Source organism: Methylorubrum podarium, assembly GCF_040270385.1.
GTDB lineage: Bacteria > Pseudomonadota > Alphaproteobacteria > Rhizobiales > Beijerinckiaceae > Methylobacterium > Methylobacterium podarium.
On record NZ_JBELQE010000083.1, the window covers coordinates 64,749 to 82,743 of the forward strand.

The window sequence follows — 17,995 nt, forward strand, 5'->3', positions numbered from 1 at the left end:
GGGGCCTCGAGATGAACCGGCTCTGCGCCGTCCTGGCGGTGCTCGCGTCGCTGGCTGTGCCGGCTTCCGCCGCTCCTCTTGAGCGGGCGGCGCTGGCGGCCGATCTTTGCGGCGACGGGGCTGCGCAGGCGCGCGCCGCGGAGCGCGTCGTGCGCGCGGCCGCCGAAGCCGCGATCGACGAACTGACCGAAGCCGGCCGCCTCCTGACGGCGCTCGCCGAGCGGCGTCTCGCCTGCGGCAGCGAGGGGGTCCTGATCCTCGACCGTGCCGGCGCCACCGAGGGGCACGATGCGCTGACCGGCGCGACGAGGCCGATCCGGGAAGCGCGTGCGCCGGTGCTCGGCCTGCGCCAGCGCGCGCTCGTGGAGACCGCGCGCGCCGCGATCGCACTCCTGACGGCCGGGAGCGTCGCCGCACGTGCCGCCGGCCTTGCCACCCTGGAGCGGCGCGTCGGCGCGGTCCCGGACGCGGTCCTGGAGCGGGCACGGGACGCCGAGAGCGATCCCGGTCTGAGGGAATCGATCGCGGGCGCGGCCCAAGCCGCCGCCCTGTCCTCGACCGATCCCGAAAAGCGCCGCGCTGCGGTCGCGGCGGTGGCGGCCGCGCCCTCGGGCGCCGCCCTCGCACGGCTCCGGGCCTTGCGGAGCGAGCCCGCCGTCGCCGCGGATTCGGCTCTCGCCCAGGCGCTCGATGCCGGTATCGCCTCGGTGGAGCGGGCGGTGCGGATCGGGGACGGCCTCGCGATCCTCTACAACGGATTGAGCTTCGCCAGCATCCTGTTCATGGCGGCGGCCGGCCTCGCGATCATCTTCGGCCTGATGGGGGTGATCAACCTCGCGCAGGGCGAGTTCATCATGTTGGGCGCCTACGCCACCTTCGGCGTGCAGGAGGCTTTCCGGCGCTTCGCACCGGGCCTGCTCGACCTCTACCTGATCGCCGCGATCCCCGTGGCCTTCGCGGCGGCGGCGCTCGTCGGCATGGCGCTCGAGGCCCTCGTCCTGCGTCACCTCTACCGGCGTCCCCTGATGAGCCTGCTCGCCACCTGGGCGGTCAGCCTGTTCCTGGTCAACCTCGTGCGCGTCGCGGTCGGCAGCCAGAACCTGCAATTCGCGATGCCGCCCTACGTCAGCGGCGGCGTTCCGCTCTACGCCGACTTCGTCGTCACCTGGAATCGGCTCTTCGCCATCCTGTTCGCGGCGGCGACCCTCGTCCTGACCCTGATCGTCCTGCGCCGGACGCCGCTGGGCCTCGACATCCGCGCCGTGACGCAGAACCGCGACATGGCGGCCTGCCTGGGACTCCCGACCCGGCGGATCGACCGTCTCGCCTTCGGTCTCGGCTCGGGGCTCGCCGGCCTCGCGGGCGTGGCGCTCTGCCCGATCTACAGCGTGAATCCCGGCATGGGCTCCGGCTTCGTCATCGACGCCTTCATGGTGGTGGTCCTCGGCGGCGTCGGCAGCCTCGCGGGCACGCTGGTGGCCGCCCTTGGGGTCGGCGGCGCCAACGTGCTGATCGAGCCACTTTCGGGCGCGGTCGCCGCGAAGGTCATCGTTCTCGTCGGCATCATCCTGTTCCTGCAGCGCCGGCCGGAAGGCCTGTTCGCGGCGCGGCGGCGGCGATGAGCGGCGCGGTGCACACAGGTCTCGCCGCCCCTCCGCGCGCGCGGCGCGCGGTGCGGGATCCCCTGGTCCTGGTCCTCGTGGGACTTTGCCTCGCCGCCGCCCTCGGCCTCGTGCTGGGCCGGCCCGCCCCCTACCTCGTCAACGCGGTGGGCCAGCTCGCCGCCTTCGCGATCCTGGCGGTCTCCCTCGATCTGGTCTGGGGTTATCTCGGCATCCTCAGTCTCGGGCACGGGCTGTTCTTCGCGATCGGCGGCTACGTCTGCGCCATGCATCTCCTGGCGCACGGGACCAGCGTGACGGGCACCCTGCCGGATTTCGTACAGTTCATGGGCTGGAAGGGCCTGCCGTCCTACTGGGCCGGCCTGGAGCACGCACCCTACGCCCTCTTCCTCGCGCTCGGACTCGCCGGTCTCGTCGCCTTCCTGTTCGGGCTCGTCGCGTTCCGCTCTCGCGTCAACGGCGTCTATTTCTCGATCATCAGCCAAGCGCTCGTCTACGTCGCGATGCTGCTGATGTACCGCAACGACACCGGGCTCGGCGGCAACAACGGCATGACGGGTTTCCCGCTGCTGTTCGGCTGGCCGATGGGCGCGCCCGTTGTCGTCACCGGCCTCGCCGTCGCCGCGCTCCTCGCCCTCGCGGCGGTGCTGGCGGGCGCCCGATGGCTCGTCGGCAGCGCGGTCGGGCGGCGGATGCTCGCCTGCCGCGACGACGAAACCCGCCTGCGCACGCTCGGCTACTCGACGACGCGACTGAAGCTCCAGGTCTGGTGCTTCTCGGCGATGATCGCGGCGCTCGCCGGAATCCTCTACGTGCCGCAGGTCGGCATCATCAACCCGCGGGTACTCGCGCCCGATCTCTCGATTGAGATCGCGGTCTGGGTCGCCATCGGCGGCCTGGGCCGGCTCGGCGGCGCCGTGATCGGCGCCATCCTCGTCAACGCCCTGAAATTCTGGCTCAGCGCCGCGATGCCGGAGGCTTGGCCCTTCATTCTCTCGGGGCTCGTCCTCCTCGTCGTGCTGGTCCTGCCGAACGGGCTCCTCGACCTCGCGGGCCTCCGCGTCCGGCCGACTTGGGCACGGGGGACCCGATGAGTGCGCTCGTCGTCGATGCGCTCACCGTCGCCTTCGGCCGCTTCCGGGCGCTCGACGCGCTCTCTCTCGCCGTCGATCCCGGCGAGGTCCGCGCCGTGATCGGCCCGAACGGGGCCGGCAAGACCACGCTGCTCGACGTGATCTCCGGCATCACCAAGCCGGCTTCCGGCCGTGTGATGCTCGGCGACCGCCTCGATCTGACGAGATGCTCCGAGGCCGAGATCGCCCGGGCCGGGGTGCGGCGCAAGTTTCAGAAGCCCAGCGTCTTCCCCGTGCTGACGGTGCGCGAGAACCTCGCGATCGGCTGCGGGCCGGACATGGTGCCGGCGGCCCGGGAGGAGCGGGTCACGGCCGTGCTCGGCGAGGTCGGCCTCGCCTTCCGCGCCGCGGTGCCGGCGGGCGCGCTCTCGCACGGCGAGAAGCAGTGGCTGGAGATCGGCATGGTGCTGGCCGCGGAGCCCAGGCTCCTGCTCCTCGACGAGCCGGTGGCCGGGCTCTCCGATGCCGAGACCACGCGCACCGCCGAGCTGATCGGGAACCTGCGCCGGCCCGACCGGGCGATTCTGGTGATCGAGCACGACATGGGCTTCGTGGAAGCCATCGCCGACAAGGTGACGGTGCTGCACGAGGGGCGGACCCTCTACGAGGGCGGGATGCAGGGCGCCCGCAAGGATGCTCGCGTGATCGAGGTCTTCCTCGGCCGATGACGCGCGCGACCGCACCCGCCTCCGTCACCGTCGAGGGGCTCGACCAGCATTACGGGAGCGCGCAGGTGCTGCGCGGTGTCGATTTCGCGATCGAGCCCGGGGCTTGCCTCGCCGTGCTCGGCCGCAACGGCGCCGGCAAGACCACGCTGATGCGCTGCCTCACCGGCCTGATCCCGTCGAGCCGCGGCTCGGTCCGCCTCGAGGGGATCGACCTCACGCGCCTGCCCGCCGACCGGCGGGCGCGAGCGGGGCTCGCCTACGTCCCGCAGGGGCGCGAGATCTTCCCCGACCTCACGGTCGCCGAGAACCTGCGGGTGGCCGCCCGCGCGCACGGGCTGGACCGGACCGACGCGGTGGACGAGGCCGTTGCCCTCTTCCCGGCACTCCGCGGCCTCTGGGGACGGCCGGGCGGCAACCTCTCGGGCGGGCAGCAGCAGCAGCTCGCCATCGCCCGCGCTCTCGCGACTCGCCCACGGGCGCTCCTCCTCGACGAGCCGACCGAGGGCATCCAGCCCTCGATCGTCGCGGCGATCGAAGAGGTGATCGCCGGGCTGAAGGGCCGGATCACCGTCCTGCTGGTCGAGCAGTATCTCGATTTCGCGCTGTCGGTCGCCGATGCCGTGATCGTCCTGTCCCGCGGCAGCGTCGTCGAGCGCGGCGAGCGCGGAGCGGTGAGCCACGCGGATCTCTCGCGCCACATCGCCGTCTAGCTTCCCCTCAGGAGACCCACGTGTCCACGCATCACGAGATCCCCGCCACGCCCGAGACGATGGTGCTCGGCTATTTCGACGCCGCGCTCCCACCCGTCCTCACCGTCGAGTCCGGCGACACCGTCACCCTGCACTCGCACCCGGCGGGGGGCCGCGAGTCGCTTCACCCGGATCCGTCCCGCGTGCCGGCCGACCTCACGGCGGCGCTCGACACGCTGAAGCCCGGTCCCGGCCCGCATTTCGTGACCGGGCCGATCCACGTGCGCGGCGCCGAGCCGGGCGACGTGCTGCAGGTCGACATCCTCGACCTCAAGTTCCGTCTCGACTGGGGCTTCGTAGCAATCCTGCCTCTGCTCGGCACCCTGCCGGACGAGTTCACCGACTACGAGACCGTCCACGCCGACATCGACGTGGCGCGCGGCATCTGCCGTCTGCCCTGGGGCACGGAGCTGCCCCTCGACCCGTTCTTCGGCATCCTCGGCACCGCTCCGCCCGCCATCTGGGGCCGCGTCGGCAGCCCCGTCCCGCGCGCCTTCGGCGGCAACATGGACAACAAGGAGATGCGGGTCGGCACCAGCCTCTATCTCCCTGTGTTCAATCCGGGCGCCGGTTTCTACGCGGGCGACGGGCACGGGGTGCAGGGCGACGGCGAGGTCTGCATCACCGCGCTGGAGACCGGCCTGACCGGCACCTTCCGGCTCACCGTGCGCAAGGATCTGCCGGGCGCCTGGCCCTTCGCCGAAACCCCGACCGACCTGATGTCGATCGGCCTGCACGAGAGCCTCGACGAGGCGATGCGCCAAGCCGTGCGCGAGATGGTGCGTCTCGTCTGCGCGCGCACGAACCTCACCCGCAACCAGGCCTACATGCTCTGCTCGCTCGCGGGGAACCTGCGCATCACCCAGACGGTGGACGGCAACAAGGGCGTGCATATGCTCATGCCCAAGGCGGCGCTTGCCGCGAAGGGGTGAGGCAGCGGGCGGCGGCCCTCAGTTCGCCGTGCGCACGAAGGCGAAGCGCCCGACGCAAGCCTCCGCGCCCCGGTGGCGCGGAGCCGGACGCGCCGTCGCTGGGCGCGTCTTGTCGGCGGCGACCGGCCGCGCCAGCAGCGCCGCGCGCAGGCGCTCCACCTCGGCGCGCAAGGCCGCGTTCTCGCGCTCCGCACGGTCGAGACGGGCCACGCCCGCGGGCTTGAGCCCGCCGAGCCGCCGCCGCCAGCGATAGAAGGTGCCGAGCGAGACGTGGGCGCTCGCGCAGATCTCCGCGATCGGCACGCCGCCCTCGGCCTCGCACAGCAGGAAGGCGATCTCCTCGTCCGTGTGCAGGGATCGACGCATACAGGATCTCCCGGTTCGGCCGTCGCGAGAGCCGCGCAATCGAAGGCGAGCAAGAACCGGACCGGCCAATCCGGCAATTTTGACGTTTCGCGGCCGAAGCGCCCGCCGGGCGGGCCGATGGGCGCAGATTTGCGCAGGGTCCGGCCGGCCTGCAGCCCATTTCGCCTTGGAATTCCACACCGCGGGCCGGACAATACCGGACGAGCGATGCTGCCTGAGGAGTTCCGATGGACCACGCGCCGATCCCCGACAGCCCTGCCGGCTGGCCGGACGGCCCGGTGCAGCTCGCACTGCGCGGCATCCGCAAGAGCTTCCAGGCCAAGGCCGGCCCGGTCCCGGTTCTCGACGGCCTCAGCTTCGACATCCACGAGCGCGACTTCGTCAGCATCATCGGCCCGTCGGGCTGCGGCAAGACGACCGTCTTCAACGTGATCGCCGGGCTGCTCGAACCGGATGCCGGCACGATGCTGTTCCGCGGCCAGCCCGTGTCGGGCCTGCGCGGCCGGGTCGGCTACATGATGCAGAAGGACCTGCTCTTCCCCTGGCGCACGGTGCTGCAGAACGTCATGCTGGGCCTTGAGATGAAGGGCACGGACCCGCGCGAGGCCACCGACACCGCCCGGCGCTATCTCGCCCAGTTCGGCCTCGGCGGCTTCGAGAACGCCTATCCGAAGACCCTCTCGGGCGGCATGCGCCAGCGGGCGGCGCTGATCCGGACGCTCATCATGGATCCGGACATCCTGCTCCTCGACGAGCCGTTCTCGGCGCTTGACTACCAGACCCGCCTCTACCTCGAAGGCGTGCTGCTCGATGCGGTGGAGCGCTTCGGCAAGACGGTGGTGCTCGTCACCCACGACATCGACGAGGCGGTGGCGCTGTCGAAGCGCGTCGTCGTGCTCGGCGGGCGGCCCTCGCAGGTGAAGAACGTGCATGCGATCGCGCTCGGCGATCGCTCGCCGATCGGCGCACGCAGCGACCCGCGCTTCTCCGACTACTTCCATACCCTGTGTGGCGAGCTGGACATCCAGACGCGCCCGGGGGCTGCCTCCACCGCCCGCGCCGAGGCCGCCTGATGACGACGCACGCCCTGAAATCCGCCGCGCCCGCAGAGGCCGGGCGCCCCGCCGCGACACGCCGCGGACCCGGCCGCCTCGCCCGCGCGGTCGACACCACCCTCGGCCGCGGCCTGATCCAGGCCGCCGCGGTAGCCCTGTTCTTCACCGCGTGGGAGATCGCAGTCGATGCCGGCTGGCTCACCGAGTTCCTGGTCGGCGCGCCGTCGGGCATCTGGCGCGTCTTCCGGGCGAGCCTGATGGACGGCAGCCTCGCGGTTGACACTTGGTACACGCTGATCGAGGCCATCCTCGGCTTCGTCATCGGCACCGCTCTCGGCTCGCTCGCCGGCCTCGGGCTCTGGTACTCGATCCTGGTCGCCCGGGTGGTCGAGCCCTTCATCGTGGCGATCAACTCGGTGCCCAAGATCGCCCTCGCGCCGATCGTGATCCTGTGGTTCGGCACCGGTTTCGTGTCGAAGGTGGCGCTCGCGGTCTCGCTCACCGCTCTGGTGGCGCTGATCGCCGCCTACCAGGCCGCGCGCGATGCCGACCCGGACCTCCAGGCTCTGATGGCCTCGATGGGAGCCTCCAAGAACCGGATCTTCCGCTCGGTCATCGTGCCGTCCACGCTGCCGGCGATCATCGGGATGTTCCGGATCAATATCGGCTTCGCGCTGGTGGGCGCGGTGGTGGGCGAGTTCATCTCGTCCCAGCGCGGCCTGGGGCACCTGATCTACAACGCCTCGTCCCTCTACGACCTGAACACGGTCTGGGTCGGGCTGTTCGTGCTGATGTTCGTCGGCTTCGTCCTCTACCACGTCATCGACGTCGTCGAGCGCCGCATCCTGCCCTGGCGCCAGGTCTCGACGGCCGGCGGCATCCAGGTCTGACGCTCTCCTTTCCCTCGTCCCGCCCGCCCAGGACTTGCCCCGATGAAGCCGCTGCGTCCCGCACTGCTCGCCGCCCTCCTCGCCTGCGCGACCCCACTTCCGGCGCTTGCCGCCGAACTGAAGGCCACGGTCTCCCAGGCCTTCCAATCGATGCTGTACCTGCCGCTCTACGTCGCCATCGACGAGGGCCTGTTCGAGAAGGCCGGCATCGACGTCACGAAGGAGACGGCGGGTGCGCCGAGCGTCGCGCTCTCCGCCGTGATCTCGAAGAGCGCGCAGTTCTCGATCCACGGGCCGGAATGGACCGCGGTGGCGGCGTCGAAGGGCGCGCCCGTCAACGTGGTGGCCAACGTCGTCAACGGCGCCGCGGTCTGGATCGCGGCGGCGCCGGACTTCCCCTGGACCGACGTGAAGAGCCTGAAGGGCCAGACCATCGTCACCGGTCTGATGCCGACCACCAGTACCTCGCTGTTCCTGAAGCTTCTGAAGGAGAACGGGATGAGCAAGGACGACGTGACGCTCACGCAGGTCGCGCTCGGCACCGAGCCGGGACCGTTCCTGGCTGGGCAGGCCAAGGTCGCGGTGATGTACGAGCCTGGCCTCGATCAGGTCGTCGCCAAGGGCATGAAAGTGGTGCTCGGCTTTCCCGAGAAGTACGGTCCCTACGCCTTCTCGGCGGTGAGCGCCCGCAAGGACGTCGACCCGGCGGTCGCCCAGGCCTTCGTCAACGGCATGCAGGCAGCGATCCGGCTGATGCATGCCGAGCCCGCACGGGCCGTGGCGGTCGCCAAGAGGGAGTTTCCGAACCTCGACCCCGCCGTGGTCGAGGCGGCGGTGAAGCGCATGATGAGCGAGAAGGTCTATCCCGAGAGCGTGGACATCACCAAGGCGGCGATGACGTTGGGCCTAGATACGCAGATTGCGCTCGGCAACCTCGCGGCCCAGCCCGATTACGCCACCTTCGTGCGGCGCGACTTCATCACCAAGGCGGTCGCGGGCAATTGAGGAGCTGACGCCAGCGTGGCGATGCACGAACTCGGCCTATGCGAAGCGGTCCTGGCGATCCGCGCGGGCCGCCTCGACCCAGAGGCCTACGCCGCCGCCCTCCACGCACGGGCGCGGCAGCTCGATCCCGTCCTGCGCGCCTTCACGGTCCTGGCCGAGCCCGGCGCTCCGGCGGACGGGCCGCTCGGAGGCATCCCGGTCGCCGTCAAGGACATCGTGGCGACCCGCGACCTCCCGACCGCGAACGGCTCGCCGATCGACGCGCATCACGTGCCGGACGCCGATGCCTGGGTCGTGGCGCGCCTGCGCGACCTTGGCGCCTCGGTCCTGGGCAAGACCGTCACGACGGAATTTGCCTGGCGCCATCCCGGCCCGACCCATAATCCCTGGAGGCTCGGGCACACGCCCGGCGGCTCGTCGAGCGGCTCGGCCGCAGCGGTCGCGGCGGGGCTCGCGCCTTTGGCGCTCGGCAGCCAGACCTTCGGCTCGGTGATCCGCCCGGCCGCCTTCTGCGGCGTGGTCGGGCTCAAACCCAGCTACGGCGCGATCCCACGAACCGGCGTCCACCCGCTGGCCGGCTCCCTGGACCATGTCGGTCTGTTCACCCGCTCGGTCGCGGACGCGACCTTCGCCCTGTCGCTGCTCGCGGGCGCGAGCGACGCGGATCCGCATGGATTTCCCCTGCCGCCGTTCCGGATCGACCCGGAGCAGGGCGTGGAACCACTCGACGCCCCGCGCCTCGCCCTGGTCCGGATCGGCCCCTGGGATCAGGCCGAACCGGAGGCGCTCGCCTGCCTGGAGGCCGCCGCGGAACGCTTCCGGGCTGCCGGCGCCCGCGTCGAGGATCTGAGCCTGCCCACCCCCTTCGGGCGGGCGGCGGAAGCGGCACGCACGATCCTGGCCTGCGAGGCTTCCGACATCTACGCGCCGCTCGTTGCGAGTCAGCCGGACAAGCTCAGCGCGCCGCTGCGGGATCTCGTGCAGGAGGGCGCGGGCATCCCGGCCGTCCGCTACATCGCGGCCTGGAAGCTCCAGGCGACGTTGCGTGCCGGCTTCGGCGCGGCGCTCGCCGGCTTCGACGCGCTGCTCACGCTCCCGGCGCTCGGTGCCGCCCCGAAGGGTCTCGCCGATACGGGCGACCCGTCCTTCTGCGTGCCCTTCACCTATCTCGGCGTGCCCTGCATCACCCTGCCGGCGGGCGATGTCGAAGGCCTGCCGCTCGGCATCCAGCTCGTCGCGCCCTACCGCAACGACGTGCGGCTGCTCCGGATTGGGCGCTGGTGCGAGACGGCTCTCGACCATCCACGGCGCTTCCCCTCTCTTTGACCACCCCTCGGTTCGACATCGTGCCCGCGAAGTCGAGGCGCCATCGGTTTCTGCAGGCCCCATGCCGGAGCATCTTCGCGCGAGGTGGGCGCCGGCTTGGGCGAAGGAATTGCAGAAAATCAGAAGCTTGGAGCGTTTCCCATGACCCGGAGATCATGGAAAACGCTCAAGGGATTGCTCAGGCCGCGTCCGGCATTCGGTCCAGCAGCTTGTCCAGCGTGATCGGGTAGTCGCGCACGCGGATGCCGGTGGCGTTGTAGATCGCGTTGGCGACCGCCGCGCCGACGCCGCAGATGCCGAGTTCGCCCACGCCCTTGGCCTTCATCGGCGAGGATTGCGGATCGACCTCGTCGAGGAAGATCACCTCCTGGTGCGGGATGTCGGCGTGGACCGGCACCTCGTAACCGGCGAGGTCGTGGTTGGCGAAAAAGCCGCGCTTGGTATCGACCGCGAGATCCTCCATCAGCGCCGCGCCGACGCCCATGGTCATCCCGCCGATGACCTGGCTGCGGGCGGATTTCGGGTTGAGGATGCGCCCAGCCGCGCAGACCGCCAGCATGCGGCGCACCCGCACCTCGGCGGTATCGACGTCGACCCCGACCTCGACGAAGTGGCCGGCGAAGGTCGATTGCTGCTGCTTCTTGGAGAGGTCGCCGTACTCGATGAGGTCCTCGCCGGTGAGTTCGCCGCCGACCATGGCATCGGCGAGCGGCACCGCCCGGTTGCCGGCGCGCACCTGCCCGTCCTCGAACACCGCGTCCGCCGAATTGACCCCGAGCCTCTGCGCGACTGCCTCGCGCAGCTTCACGCAGGCCGCATAGACGCCGGCCGTGGCGTTGTTGGCACCCCACTGGCCACCCGAGCCGGCGGAGGCCGGGAAGTCGGAGTCTCCGAGTTTCACCACGACGCGGTCGAGGGGCACGCCCATCATCTCCGCGGCGGTTTGGGCGATGATGGTGTAACTGCCCGTGCCGATGTCGGTCATGTCGGTCTCGACCGTCACGAGCCCATCCCGGCCGAGCCGCACGCGCGCGCCGGACTTGGTCAGGAGGTTGTTGCGGAAGCCCGCCGCCATCCCCATCCCGACGAGCCATTGGCCGTCGCGCACCTGCCCGGGCTTCGGGTTGCGCTGGGCCCAGCCGAACCGCTCCGCGCCGAGCCTCATACAGCCGACGAGGTCGCGCTGCGAGAACGGGCGCTCGGGTTTGCCGGGATCGACCTGAGTGTCATTGCGGATGCGGAACTCGACCGGGTCCAGACCCAGCCGCTCGGCCATCTCGTCCATCGCCATCTCCAGCGCCATCAGGCCCGGCGCCTCGCCCGGGGCCCGCATCGCGTTGCCCTCGGGCAGGTCGAGATGGGCGAGCCGCATGGCGGTGAGCCGGTTCGCGCCCGCGTAGAGCAGCTTGGTCTGGTCGACCGCCGTCTCCGGCTTGCCGTCCTGCAGGTTGCCCGACGTGCTCTCGTGGGCGATGGCCGTGATGTGCCCGTCCTTCGTCGCGCCGATACGCACCCGCTGGATGGTGGCGGGTCGGTGCGTGGTGTTGTTGATGATGATCGGGCGGGTCAGCGCCACCTTCACCGGGCGCTTGGCGGCCTTGGAGCCGAGCGCGGCCAGCACCGCGTCGGCGCGGATGAACAGCTTACCCCCGAAGCCGCCGCCGATGTAGGGCGAGTCGATGCGCACGTTCTCCGGTTTCAGACCGAGGATCTTCGCGACGCTGTTCTTACCCCAGGCGATCATCTGGTTCGAAGTCCAGAGCGTGAGCTTCTCGCCCTCCCAGGCCGCCACCGTCGCATGCGGCTCCATCATGGCATGGCTCTCGTCGGGCGTGGTGTAGGTCTCGTCGAGCCGGGCCGGGGCCTGGGCGAAGGCGCCCTCGAAGTCGCCGTGCCGGTCCTCGGCGCCGCCGCCGCTGCCCTCGCCGCTGCCGCCCTCCACGGGCTTGGCGGTCTTGGCCTCCGCCGTCAGGTCGAACTTGCCAGCCACAGGCGCATAGTCGACCTTCACCAGGAAGGCCGCGGCCCGGGCCTTCTCGAAGGTCTCGGCCACCACGACGGCGATGGCTTGGTGGTAGTGCTGGATCTCGTCGCCGCCGAACAGGTTCGCCACGTTCATCATGCCCAGCCCGAGCTTCGGCATGTCGAGGGTGGTAACGATGGCGATGACGCCGGGAACCCGCCTGGCCGCCGCGGTGTCGATGCGGCGCACGCGGCCCTTGGCGATGGTGGCGCCGAGCACGTAGCCGTAGGCCTGGTTCGGCGCCACGTCGTGACGCTCGTAGGCGTAGGGCGCCGTGCCGGTGGTCTTGTACTTGCCGTCGATGCGGTCGGTGGGCTTGCCCACGACCGCGAGCCGGTCGATGGGGTTCTGGCCCGCGGGGGTGTCGAACTTCATGGCTCAGGCCCTCGCTTCGTTGAGCGCCGCGGTCAGGGTCCGCTCGGCGAGCTTCAGCTTGTAGGCGTTGTCGTGGGTCGGCTTGGCGCCGGCGAAGACCTTATCGGTCACGGCTCTAGCGCCCCGGGGCATTTCCGCCTCGGCGGCCTCGACCCGCCAAGGCTTGTGGGCCACCCCGCCGAAGGCGACGCGTCCCTGGCCGTCCTTGCCGATCACGGCCGCCACGGAGACCAGGGCGTAGGCGTAGGAGGCCCGGTCACGGACCTTGCGGTAGATGTGCGTGCCGGCCACGGGCTTGGGCAGCGTCACCGCCGTGATGAGCTCGCCGGGCCTGAGGTTCGTGTCGATGTCCGGCCTGTCGCCGGGCAGGCGGTGGAAATCGGCGATGGCGATCTTCCGCTCGGTGCCCTTGGCGTCGACCGTCTCGACGGTGGCATCGAGCACGCGCATGGCCACCGCCATGTCGCCCGGATGTGTCGCGATGCAGGCTTCACTCGACCCGACGACCGCCAGCTGCCGGCTGACGCCGTCGAGCGCCGCGCAGCCGCTGCCGGGCTGGCGCTTGTTGCAGGGCTGGGCGGTGTCGTAGAAATACGGGCAACGCGTCCGCTGCAGCAGGTTGCCGGCGGTGGTGGCCTTGTTGCGCAGCTGGCCCGAGGCGCCGGCCAGTAGGGCCCGGCTCAGCACGCCGTAATCCTTCCGGACCCGAGGATCGGCCGCGAGGTCGGTGTTGCGCACCAGCGCGCCGATGCGCAGACCGCCCTCCGGCGTCGGCTCGACAGCGTCGAGCTTGAGCCCATTCACGTCGACGAGGTGGGCCGGCGTCTCGATCTGCAGCTTCATGAGGTCGAGCAGGTTGGTGCCGCCGGCGATGAACTTGGCGTTGGGCGTGCGGGCGACGGCGGCAGCGGCCTCTGCGGGGGAGCTCGGACGCTCGTAGGTGAACGACTTCATGCCTTCCTCCCGGCGACTTCGGTCATCGCCTCGACGATGTTGGAGTAGGCGCCGCAGCGGCAGATGTTGCCGCTCATGCGCTCGCGGATCTCCGCCTCGGTCACGTGCATGGGCGCGTTCAGGTCGGCGGTGACGTGGCTGGGGATGCCGGCCTTGATCTCGGCGAGCACCGCGACGCCCGAGCAGATCTGACCCGGCGTGCAGTAGCCGCACTGGTAGCCGTCATGCTTGATGAAGGCGGCCTGCATCGGATGCAGGTTCTCGGGCTGCCCGAGCCCCTCGATGGTGGTGATCTCCGAGCCCTGGTGCATGACGGCCAGCGTCAGGCAGGCGTTGATGCGCCGCCCGTCCACGATCATGGTGCAGGCACCGCACTGGCCGTGGTCACAGCCCTTCTTGGATCCGGTTAGGTGCAGGTGCTCGCGCGCGGCGTCGAGCAAGCTGGTGCGGGTGTCGAGTTCGAGTTCGCGGCGCTGGCCGTTGACGGTCAGCGACACCTTCGCCGTCACGGCCTCGTCGGTGCCGGCGTTCTCGGCGTTGGCCTGCCTCGGGAACGTGGTCAGGGCCGCGGCGGCGGTCACGCCGGCGACGAGTTCGCGTCGGCTCATGTCGAGGTCTCCAGGTCGTCCCATTGCGGTCTCCGAACCTGTTGCGGGGGGATGGCCGGCGCATGACCGTCCGTCGAAAGGGTTTGCACCGGAAACCCCGGCAGCTTGGATAGGCTCCAAGGTGCCGCGTCGATGCCGCAGGATTGGCCGAGCGGCAGGTGCCAGTTCCGGCCCGTCGAAGCGTCGTCGTAGGCCAGGCCTTTCGACGGCAGTGGACCCAGCACGAGCCCAAAAATTCCTGACCGAGTCTCTAGACGACCGGTCTAATTGAGGTTAGATGATGGTCATGGCACATGCGGGCGGCAACACCGACACTCGGCAAGGCATCCTCGACACCGCCCACCGGATCGTGGGCGCGAAGGGATTCTTCGGCGTTGGCCTCAACGAGATCCTGGCCGCGGCCGGAGTCCCGAAAGGGTCGTTCTACCACTACTTCGGTTCGAAGGAGGCCTTCGGCGAGGCGCTCCTGGCCGACTACTTCGAGGAGTACCTCGCAGACATCGACGCCACCCTCGCCGAGCCCGGCCTCAGCCATGCCGAGCGCCTGATGAACTACTGGCGCAAATGGCAGGCGACGCAGGGCAGCATCGACTACCAGCGCAAGTGCCTTGCGGTGAAGCTCGCCGCGGAGGTTTCTGATCTGTCCGAGCCCATGCGGCTGTCTCTCAAGGCCGGCACCGCCGGGATCATCGACCGTGTGACCGGGGCCATCGAGGCGGGCGTCGCCGAGGGGTCGCTGACCGTCGAAGGCGAGCCACGGGCCACGGCCGAGACGCTCTATCACCTGTGGCTCGGCGCGAGCCTCATGGCGAAGATCGAGCGCACCGACGCGCCGTTCGACGCCGCGATGAGGACGACGCGGCGTATTCTGAACTCGCAACGAGCCTGACCGAACCAGCCCATCGCGAACTCGGCCTGCTTAGACGTGCTCCGTAGACGACCAGTCTACTCAGATTTTGATAAGAGGAGGAGTCCTTGACCCTGCGAACTGCCCATCCCGTCAACCCCTACCTGCAACTCGCCGAATTCGGGGCCGCCCTGTTCAATGGCGCCGCCTCCGCCGAAGAGCGCATCACCCTGGAGATCATCGGTGACGTCCGCATGGTCAGCCCGGAGGCCATCCGCTCCGCGGACGCGTCACCCGGAGGGACCGAGGCCGTCCCGGCGCGCAAGGCGAGCGCCGAGCGTTCCACCGACAGGGTGGCGGCCCGGCACAACTGACGCTCACAAAACCTTTCGAACGGCCACCTCATACCAACCCCGGAGAACGACGATGAAGATCCTGATGGTGCTCACCTCCCACAACCAACTCGGCGACACCGGTCGCGAGACCGGCTTCTGGCTCGAGGAGCTCGCCGCCCCGTACTACGTATTCAAGGACGCGGGCGCGGAGGTCGTGCTGGCCTCACCAAGGGGCGGCCGTCCGCCGCTCGACCCCAAGAGCAACGAGCCGGGCTTCCAGACGGATCAGACCCGCCGCTTCGATGCCGACGCCGAGGCCAATGCGGCCTTGTCGTCCACGGTCCGGCTCGACGGGGTCACGCATGACGGCTTCGACGCCGTCTTCTACCCTGGCGGGCACGGGCCCCTGTGGGACCTCGCCGAGGACCCTGCCTCGGTCAGGCTGATTGAGACCACGCTCCGGGCCGGCAAGCCTGTCACCCTCGTCTGCCACGCCCCCGGCGTGCTGCGCCACGCCAAGACGCCGGATGGCATGCCGCTGGTCGAGGGTAAGGACGTGACCGGCTTCACGAACACCGAAGAGGAGGCGGTCGGCCTCACCGACGTGGTCCCCTTCCTCGTCGAGGACGAGCTCAAGCGGAACGGCGGCAGGTTCACCAAGGCCGACGATTGGGCCCCGTACGTGGTCGTTGATGGCCTGCTGATCACCGGCCAGAATCCGGCCTCGTCCGGCCCCGCCGCCGAACGTCTCCTCGAACGGCTCGCGAACGGCTGAGGGCTCGGCGCGGGAATTGGGCGGCCGGCAGAAGCCGCGCGGTCGCAGCCGGCCACCTCTCAGAGATGCCGGATGCACGGCCGGAACGAGCGGGGCACCGAGCGCATCGGACCGCCCCGCCTCCGAGCGGCGCCCTGCTCGGGACCATGGCACGTGGCGACGAAGGTGTGACCGTGGCGAGGTCCAGGAAGCCATGCAGTCGCTTCATCCAAACTGGCTGTCGCCCTCCGCGCCCATCTCCACGCCTCGGACGCGCTGACGCAGGGGGAGAGCCTCCTGTTGGACGAGCTTCCCGCTCGCCTGTCGGATACGATTGTAGCCGCGTGAGGCACCGCGTGCCCGCGCGTGTGCGGGCAGCCGGAAGTGAGGTGTCTCGATGGCCGAACGTCTTGAAATGACCGTGCCTCGCTCTCCGGACCAAGCACCGGAGGCCGCCACGCTGCCGCAACCGCGAGCGCTGAGGGGTCGACAGCAGGGCCGGCGGAACCTGCCGAGTTCCCTCGAACCTCGACGATGTGGGTCGGCGGCTGGGGACGTACCCCTGACGCCTCAGTGGAAACGCTCGCCGCGCTCCAACTTCTCCAGGATCGCCGCCATCCTCCTGGCTCGGGTCTCCGGGCGCTTGGCGGTCTGGAGACGATGGTAGATCGAGTACAGGTTCCTGCGGTCCAGGGTGGCGAAGTACGTCTTGGCGGCGGGCCGCGTCTCCAGCGCCACCAGGAAGTCCTCCGGGAGCACCATCGCGGCGGACCCGGCATAGGCCGCCTCCCACCGGCCGTCCGCCCTGGCGGCCTCCACCTGCGCCGAGCCGGCCGCCGTCATCCTCCCCTCGACCTCGAGCCTCGACACATGCTCACGGTTCTTCGCCGACCAGGTCGACCCCGGCTTCCTGGGGGTGAGCCGCTGCAGAAACGAAATGTCGTCGAACGCCCGTTTCTGTCCGTCGATCCAGCCGAAGCGGATCGCCTCGACGACGCAGTCGGCCCACGTCACGGATGGCCGCCCCGACCCGACTTTGAAGATGCGTACCCAGAGATGGCCACCTGACCGATGGTGCTCCTCCAGCCAGGCGCCGAGTTCGCTGGCATCCCTGAACGACAATATCCCGCGCCCGAGTTCGTCCACGCCGCCCCCCTCTCGCGGTATCGGCCCAGGTCCGATTCCCTAGCAGATCAACGTCGCCAGATTCACCACCTGCTACGTTCGGGGCCGGTTCGATCGGCGCGCTCATCCATGGACCCGTTCGGGCGTCCCGGCTGCCTCGGGCGGTGGGACGCTGGGCTGCAGAGAGGGCCAGGGCCTCACGCACCTCGGGCCCGAACATCCCGGTGTCGTAGACGGGCTTACCCCGATGCCTCCCCTCGGAGCGAGGAGGCGCTCGTCGACCTTCCAAGGGGGGCTTGCGGCGTCGCGACAGTCCGGTCGCCGTGGCCCCGTCGGTCAGCGCGCGTGGACGATGGCCTCGACGACGTCCCCGGTTCCGTAGGGCTTCGGCACGAAAAGGCCGTGGTCCGGGACCTCCTCGTCGGTGAGACGGTGGCGCCCGGAAGTCAGGACGAGCCGGATGTCGGGCCAGGAGGCGTAGACGCGGGCGGCCAGCGTTTTGCCGCACATGGACCCGGGCATGTCGATGTCGGTGAACAGTACGCCGATATCCGAGCGCCGTTCCAGGATGTCCCACGCTTCGTCGGCGTTGCGGGCCTCGACGATCGTCAGGCCAGCATCCTCCAGCATCTCGACGGCGTACACGCGCACGAGTTCGTCGTCCTCGACGACGAGGACCACCGAGCCTCATTCGGAACAGGCCTCGATGACCGGAAGGCCGGAGCCTGGGAGCCCGCTGAGGGTTATGTCAGCTTAGCGGGACCGAGATTGTGTAAACGGCAACGGCTCGCATCAGTGCGCGACTACGGCTATCTCGTGCTTCGCCTTTCGGAGAATAGATATGTTCACTCATATCATGATCGGGAGCAACGATCTGGAGCGGGCTAGGGGCTTCTACGATGCCACATTCACCGCTTTAGGAGGCAATCCGGGCAAGATGGACGCCCGAGGCAGGTTGATCTACTCCCACGAGGGCGGGCGGCTGATGATCACGAAGCCCATAGACGGCAATCCAGCGACCGCAGCCAACGGCGGGACGATCGGTATCGCCGCAGCCAGCCGCGACCATGTTCTTGCTTGGCATGAAGCCGGTACCGCGCATGGTGGCGCCGCGATCGAGAGTCCGCCGACAGAGCGTCCGAACGGATCCTTTGTCGCTTACCTTCGCGATCCTGACGGAAACAAGCTTACCGCACGGACCCGGCCGCTGAAGTGACGAGGCCGCCCG

Annotated in this window: 19 protein-coding genes; 13 read left to right on the forward strand and 6 right to left on the reverse strand. The window is 69.9% G+C overall.

Translation table 11 applies throughout. From position 1 onward, the window contains the following. Positions 1-11 precede the first annotated feature (11 nt). From urtB to ABS772_RS14425, 5 genes are read left to right on the forward strand one after another with little or no spacing between them, the layout of a single operon-like run. On the forward strand, positions 12-1,622 hold the full coding sequence (gene urtB, locus ABS772_RS14405; RefSeq protein WP_350395530.1) for an urea ABC transporter permease subunit UrtB: 1,611 nt from the start codon (positions 12-14) through the stop codon (positions 1,620-1,622). After that, entirely contained in the window at positions 1,619-2,716 is a 1,098-nt protein-coding gene (urtC, locus tag ABS772_RS14410; protein ID WP_350395532.1) for an urea ABC transporter permease subunit UrtC, read from the forward strand. The genes urtB and urtC overlap by 4 nt, the downstream gene beginning before the upstream one ends. After that, positions 2,713-3,423, forward strand: coding sequence for an ABC transporter ATP-binding protein (locus tag ABS772_RS14415; RefSeq protein WP_350395533.1), 711 nt, complete (start codon positions 2,713-2,715; stop codon positions 3,421-3,423). Before urtC ends, ABS772_RS14415 begins: the two co-directional genes overlap by 4 nt. Next, positions 3,420-4,133 (forward strand): urea ABC transporter ATP-binding subunit UrtE, encoded by a 714-nt coding sequence (gene urtE / locus ABS772_RS14420; RefSeq protein WP_350395534.1) that lies wholly within the window; start codon positions 3,420-3,422, stop codon positions 4,131-4,133. The genes ABS772_RS14415 and urtE overlap by 4 nt, the downstream gene beginning before the upstream one ends. A 20-nt stretch (positions 4,134-4,153) precedes the next feature. Beyond that, positions 4,154-5,104, forward strand: a complete 951-nt coding sequence (locus ABS772_RS14425) for an acetamidase/formamidase family protein (RefSeq protein WP_350395536.1) — start codon at positions 4,154-4,156, stop codon at positions 5,102-5,104. An 18-nt stretch (positions 5,105-5,122) separates the two neighbouring features. Here the strand turns inward: ABS772_RS14425 and ABS772_RS14430 are convergent, their stop codons facing one another. Further along, positions 5,123-5,470, reverse strand: coding sequence for a transposase (locus tag ABS772_RS14430; RefSeq protein WP_350395537.1), 348 nt, complete (start codon positions 5,468-5,470; stop codon positions 5,123-5,125). 227 nt (positions 5,471-5,697) lie between these two features. On the opposite strand from ABS772_RS14430, the gene ABS772_RS14435 reads away from it, so the two are divergent. From ABS772_RS14435 to ABS772_RS14450, 4 genes are read left to right on the forward strand one after another with little or no spacing between them, the layout of a single operon-like run. Beyond that, positions 5,698-6,543 carry an ABC transporter ATP-binding protein gene (locus ABS772_RS14435; protein ID WP_350395538.1) on the forward strand — a complete coding sequence of 282 codons (846 nt, stop codon included), beginning with the start codon at positions 5,698-5,700 and terminating at the stop codon, positions 6,541-6,543. Beyond that, positions 6,543-7,415, forward strand: a complete 873-nt coding sequence (locus ABS772_RS14440) for an ABC transporter permease (RefSeq protein ID WP_350395540.1) — start codon at positions 6,543-6,545, stop codon at positions 7,413-7,415. Before ABS772_RS14435 ends, ABS772_RS14440 begins: the two co-directional genes overlap by 1 nt. Positions 7,416-7,457: 42 nt before the next feature. Beyond that, positions 7,458-8,420, forward strand: coding sequence for an ABC transporter substrate-binding protein (locus ABS772_RS14445; protein WP_350395541.1), 963 nt, complete (start codon positions 7,458-7,460; stop codon positions 8,418-8,420). Between the two features lie 21 nt (positions 8,421-8,441). Next, entirely contained in the window at positions 8,442-9,746 is a 1,305-nt protein-coding gene (locus ABS772_RS14450) for an amidase (RefSeq protein WP_350395639.1), read from the forward strand. A 178-nt stretch (positions 9,747-9,924) separates the two neighbouring features. Here the strand turns inward: ABS772_RS14450 and paoC are convergent, their stop codons facing one another. From paoC to paoA, 3 genes are read right to left on the reverse strand one after another with little or no spacing between them, the layout of a single operon-like run. Next, a complete protein-coding gene (gene paoC / locus ABS772_RS14455; RefSeq protein ID WP_350395542.1) occupies positions 9,925-12,144 on the reverse strand; it encodes an aldehyde oxidoreductase molybdenum-binding subunit PaoC in 2,220 nt (739 codons plus the stop codon). Between the two features lie 3 nt (positions 12,145-12,147). Continuing rightward, the gene (locus ABS772_RS14460; RefSeq protein WP_350395543.1) at positions 12,148-13,098 is read right to left on the reverse strand and encodes an FAD binding domain-containing protein; all 951 of its coding nucleotides are present in this window, start codon (positions 13,096-13,098) and stop codon (positions 12,148-12,150) included. Then, complete coding sequence (gene paoA, locus ABS772_RS14465; RefSeq protein ID WP_407942990.1) at positions 13,095-13,706, reverse strand: aldehyde dehydrogenase iron-sulfur subunit PaoA; 612 nt, start codon at positions 13,704-13,706, stop codon at positions 13,095-13,097. The genes ABS772_RS14460 and paoA overlap by 4 nt, the downstream gene beginning before the upstream one ends. 286 nt (positions 13,707-13,992) lie before the next feature. Here paoA and ABS772_RS14470 point away from each other — a divergent pair, with 286 nt between their 5' ends. The 3 genes from ABS772_RS14470 (at position 13,993) to ABS772_RS14480 (ending at position 15,663) form a co-directional block, all read left to right on the forward strand. Further along, positions 13,993-14,595 (forward strand): TetR/AcrR family transcriptional regulator, encoded by a 603-nt coding sequence (locus tag ABS772_RS14470; RefSeq protein WP_407942992.1) that lies wholly within the window; start codon positions 13,993-13,995, stop codon positions 14,593-14,595. Between the two features lie 86 nt (positions 14,596-14,681). Beyond that, positions 14,682-14,927 carry a hypothetical protein gene (locus ABS772_RS14475; protein ID WP_350395546.1) on the forward strand — a complete coding sequence of 82 codons (246 nt, stop codon included), beginning with the start codon at positions 14,682-14,684 and terminating at the stop codon, positions 14,925-14,927. Positions 14,928-14,979: 52 nt separating this feature from the next. Next, on the forward strand, positions 14,980-15,663 hold the full coding sequence (locus ABS772_RS14480) for a type 1 glutamine amidotransferase domain-containing protein (RefSeq protein WP_350395547.1): 684 nt from the start codon (positions 14,980-14,982) through the stop codon (positions 15,661-15,663). 549 nt (positions 15,664-16,212) lie between these two features. Here ABS772_RS14480 and ABS772_RS14485 read toward each other — a convergent pair. Continuing rightward, positions 16,213-16,788: a YdeI/OmpD-associated family protein gene (locus tag ABS772_RS14485; RefSeq protein ID WP_350395548.1), complete on the reverse strand. Its 576-nt coding sequence runs from the start codon at positions 16,786-16,788 to the stop codon at positions 16,213-16,215. A gap of 315 nt (positions 16,789-17,103) precedes the next feature. Continuing rightward, the gene (locus ABS772_RS14490) at positions 17,104-17,448 is read right to left on the reverse strand and encodes a response regulator (protein ID WP_350395549.1); all 345 of its coding nucleotides are present in this window, start codon (positions 17,446-17,448) and stop codon (positions 17,104-17,106) included. Between the two features lie 160 nt (positions 17,449-17,608). Here ABS772_RS14490 and ABS772_RS14495 point away from each other — a divergent pair, with 160 nt between their 5' ends. Then, positions 17,609-17,983, forward strand: a complete 375-nt coding sequence (locus tag ABS772_RS14495) for a VOC family protein (RefSeq protein ID WP_350395550.1) — start codon at positions 17,609-17,611, stop codon at positions 17,981-17,983. Positions 17,984-17,995: the final 12 nt, after the last annotated feature.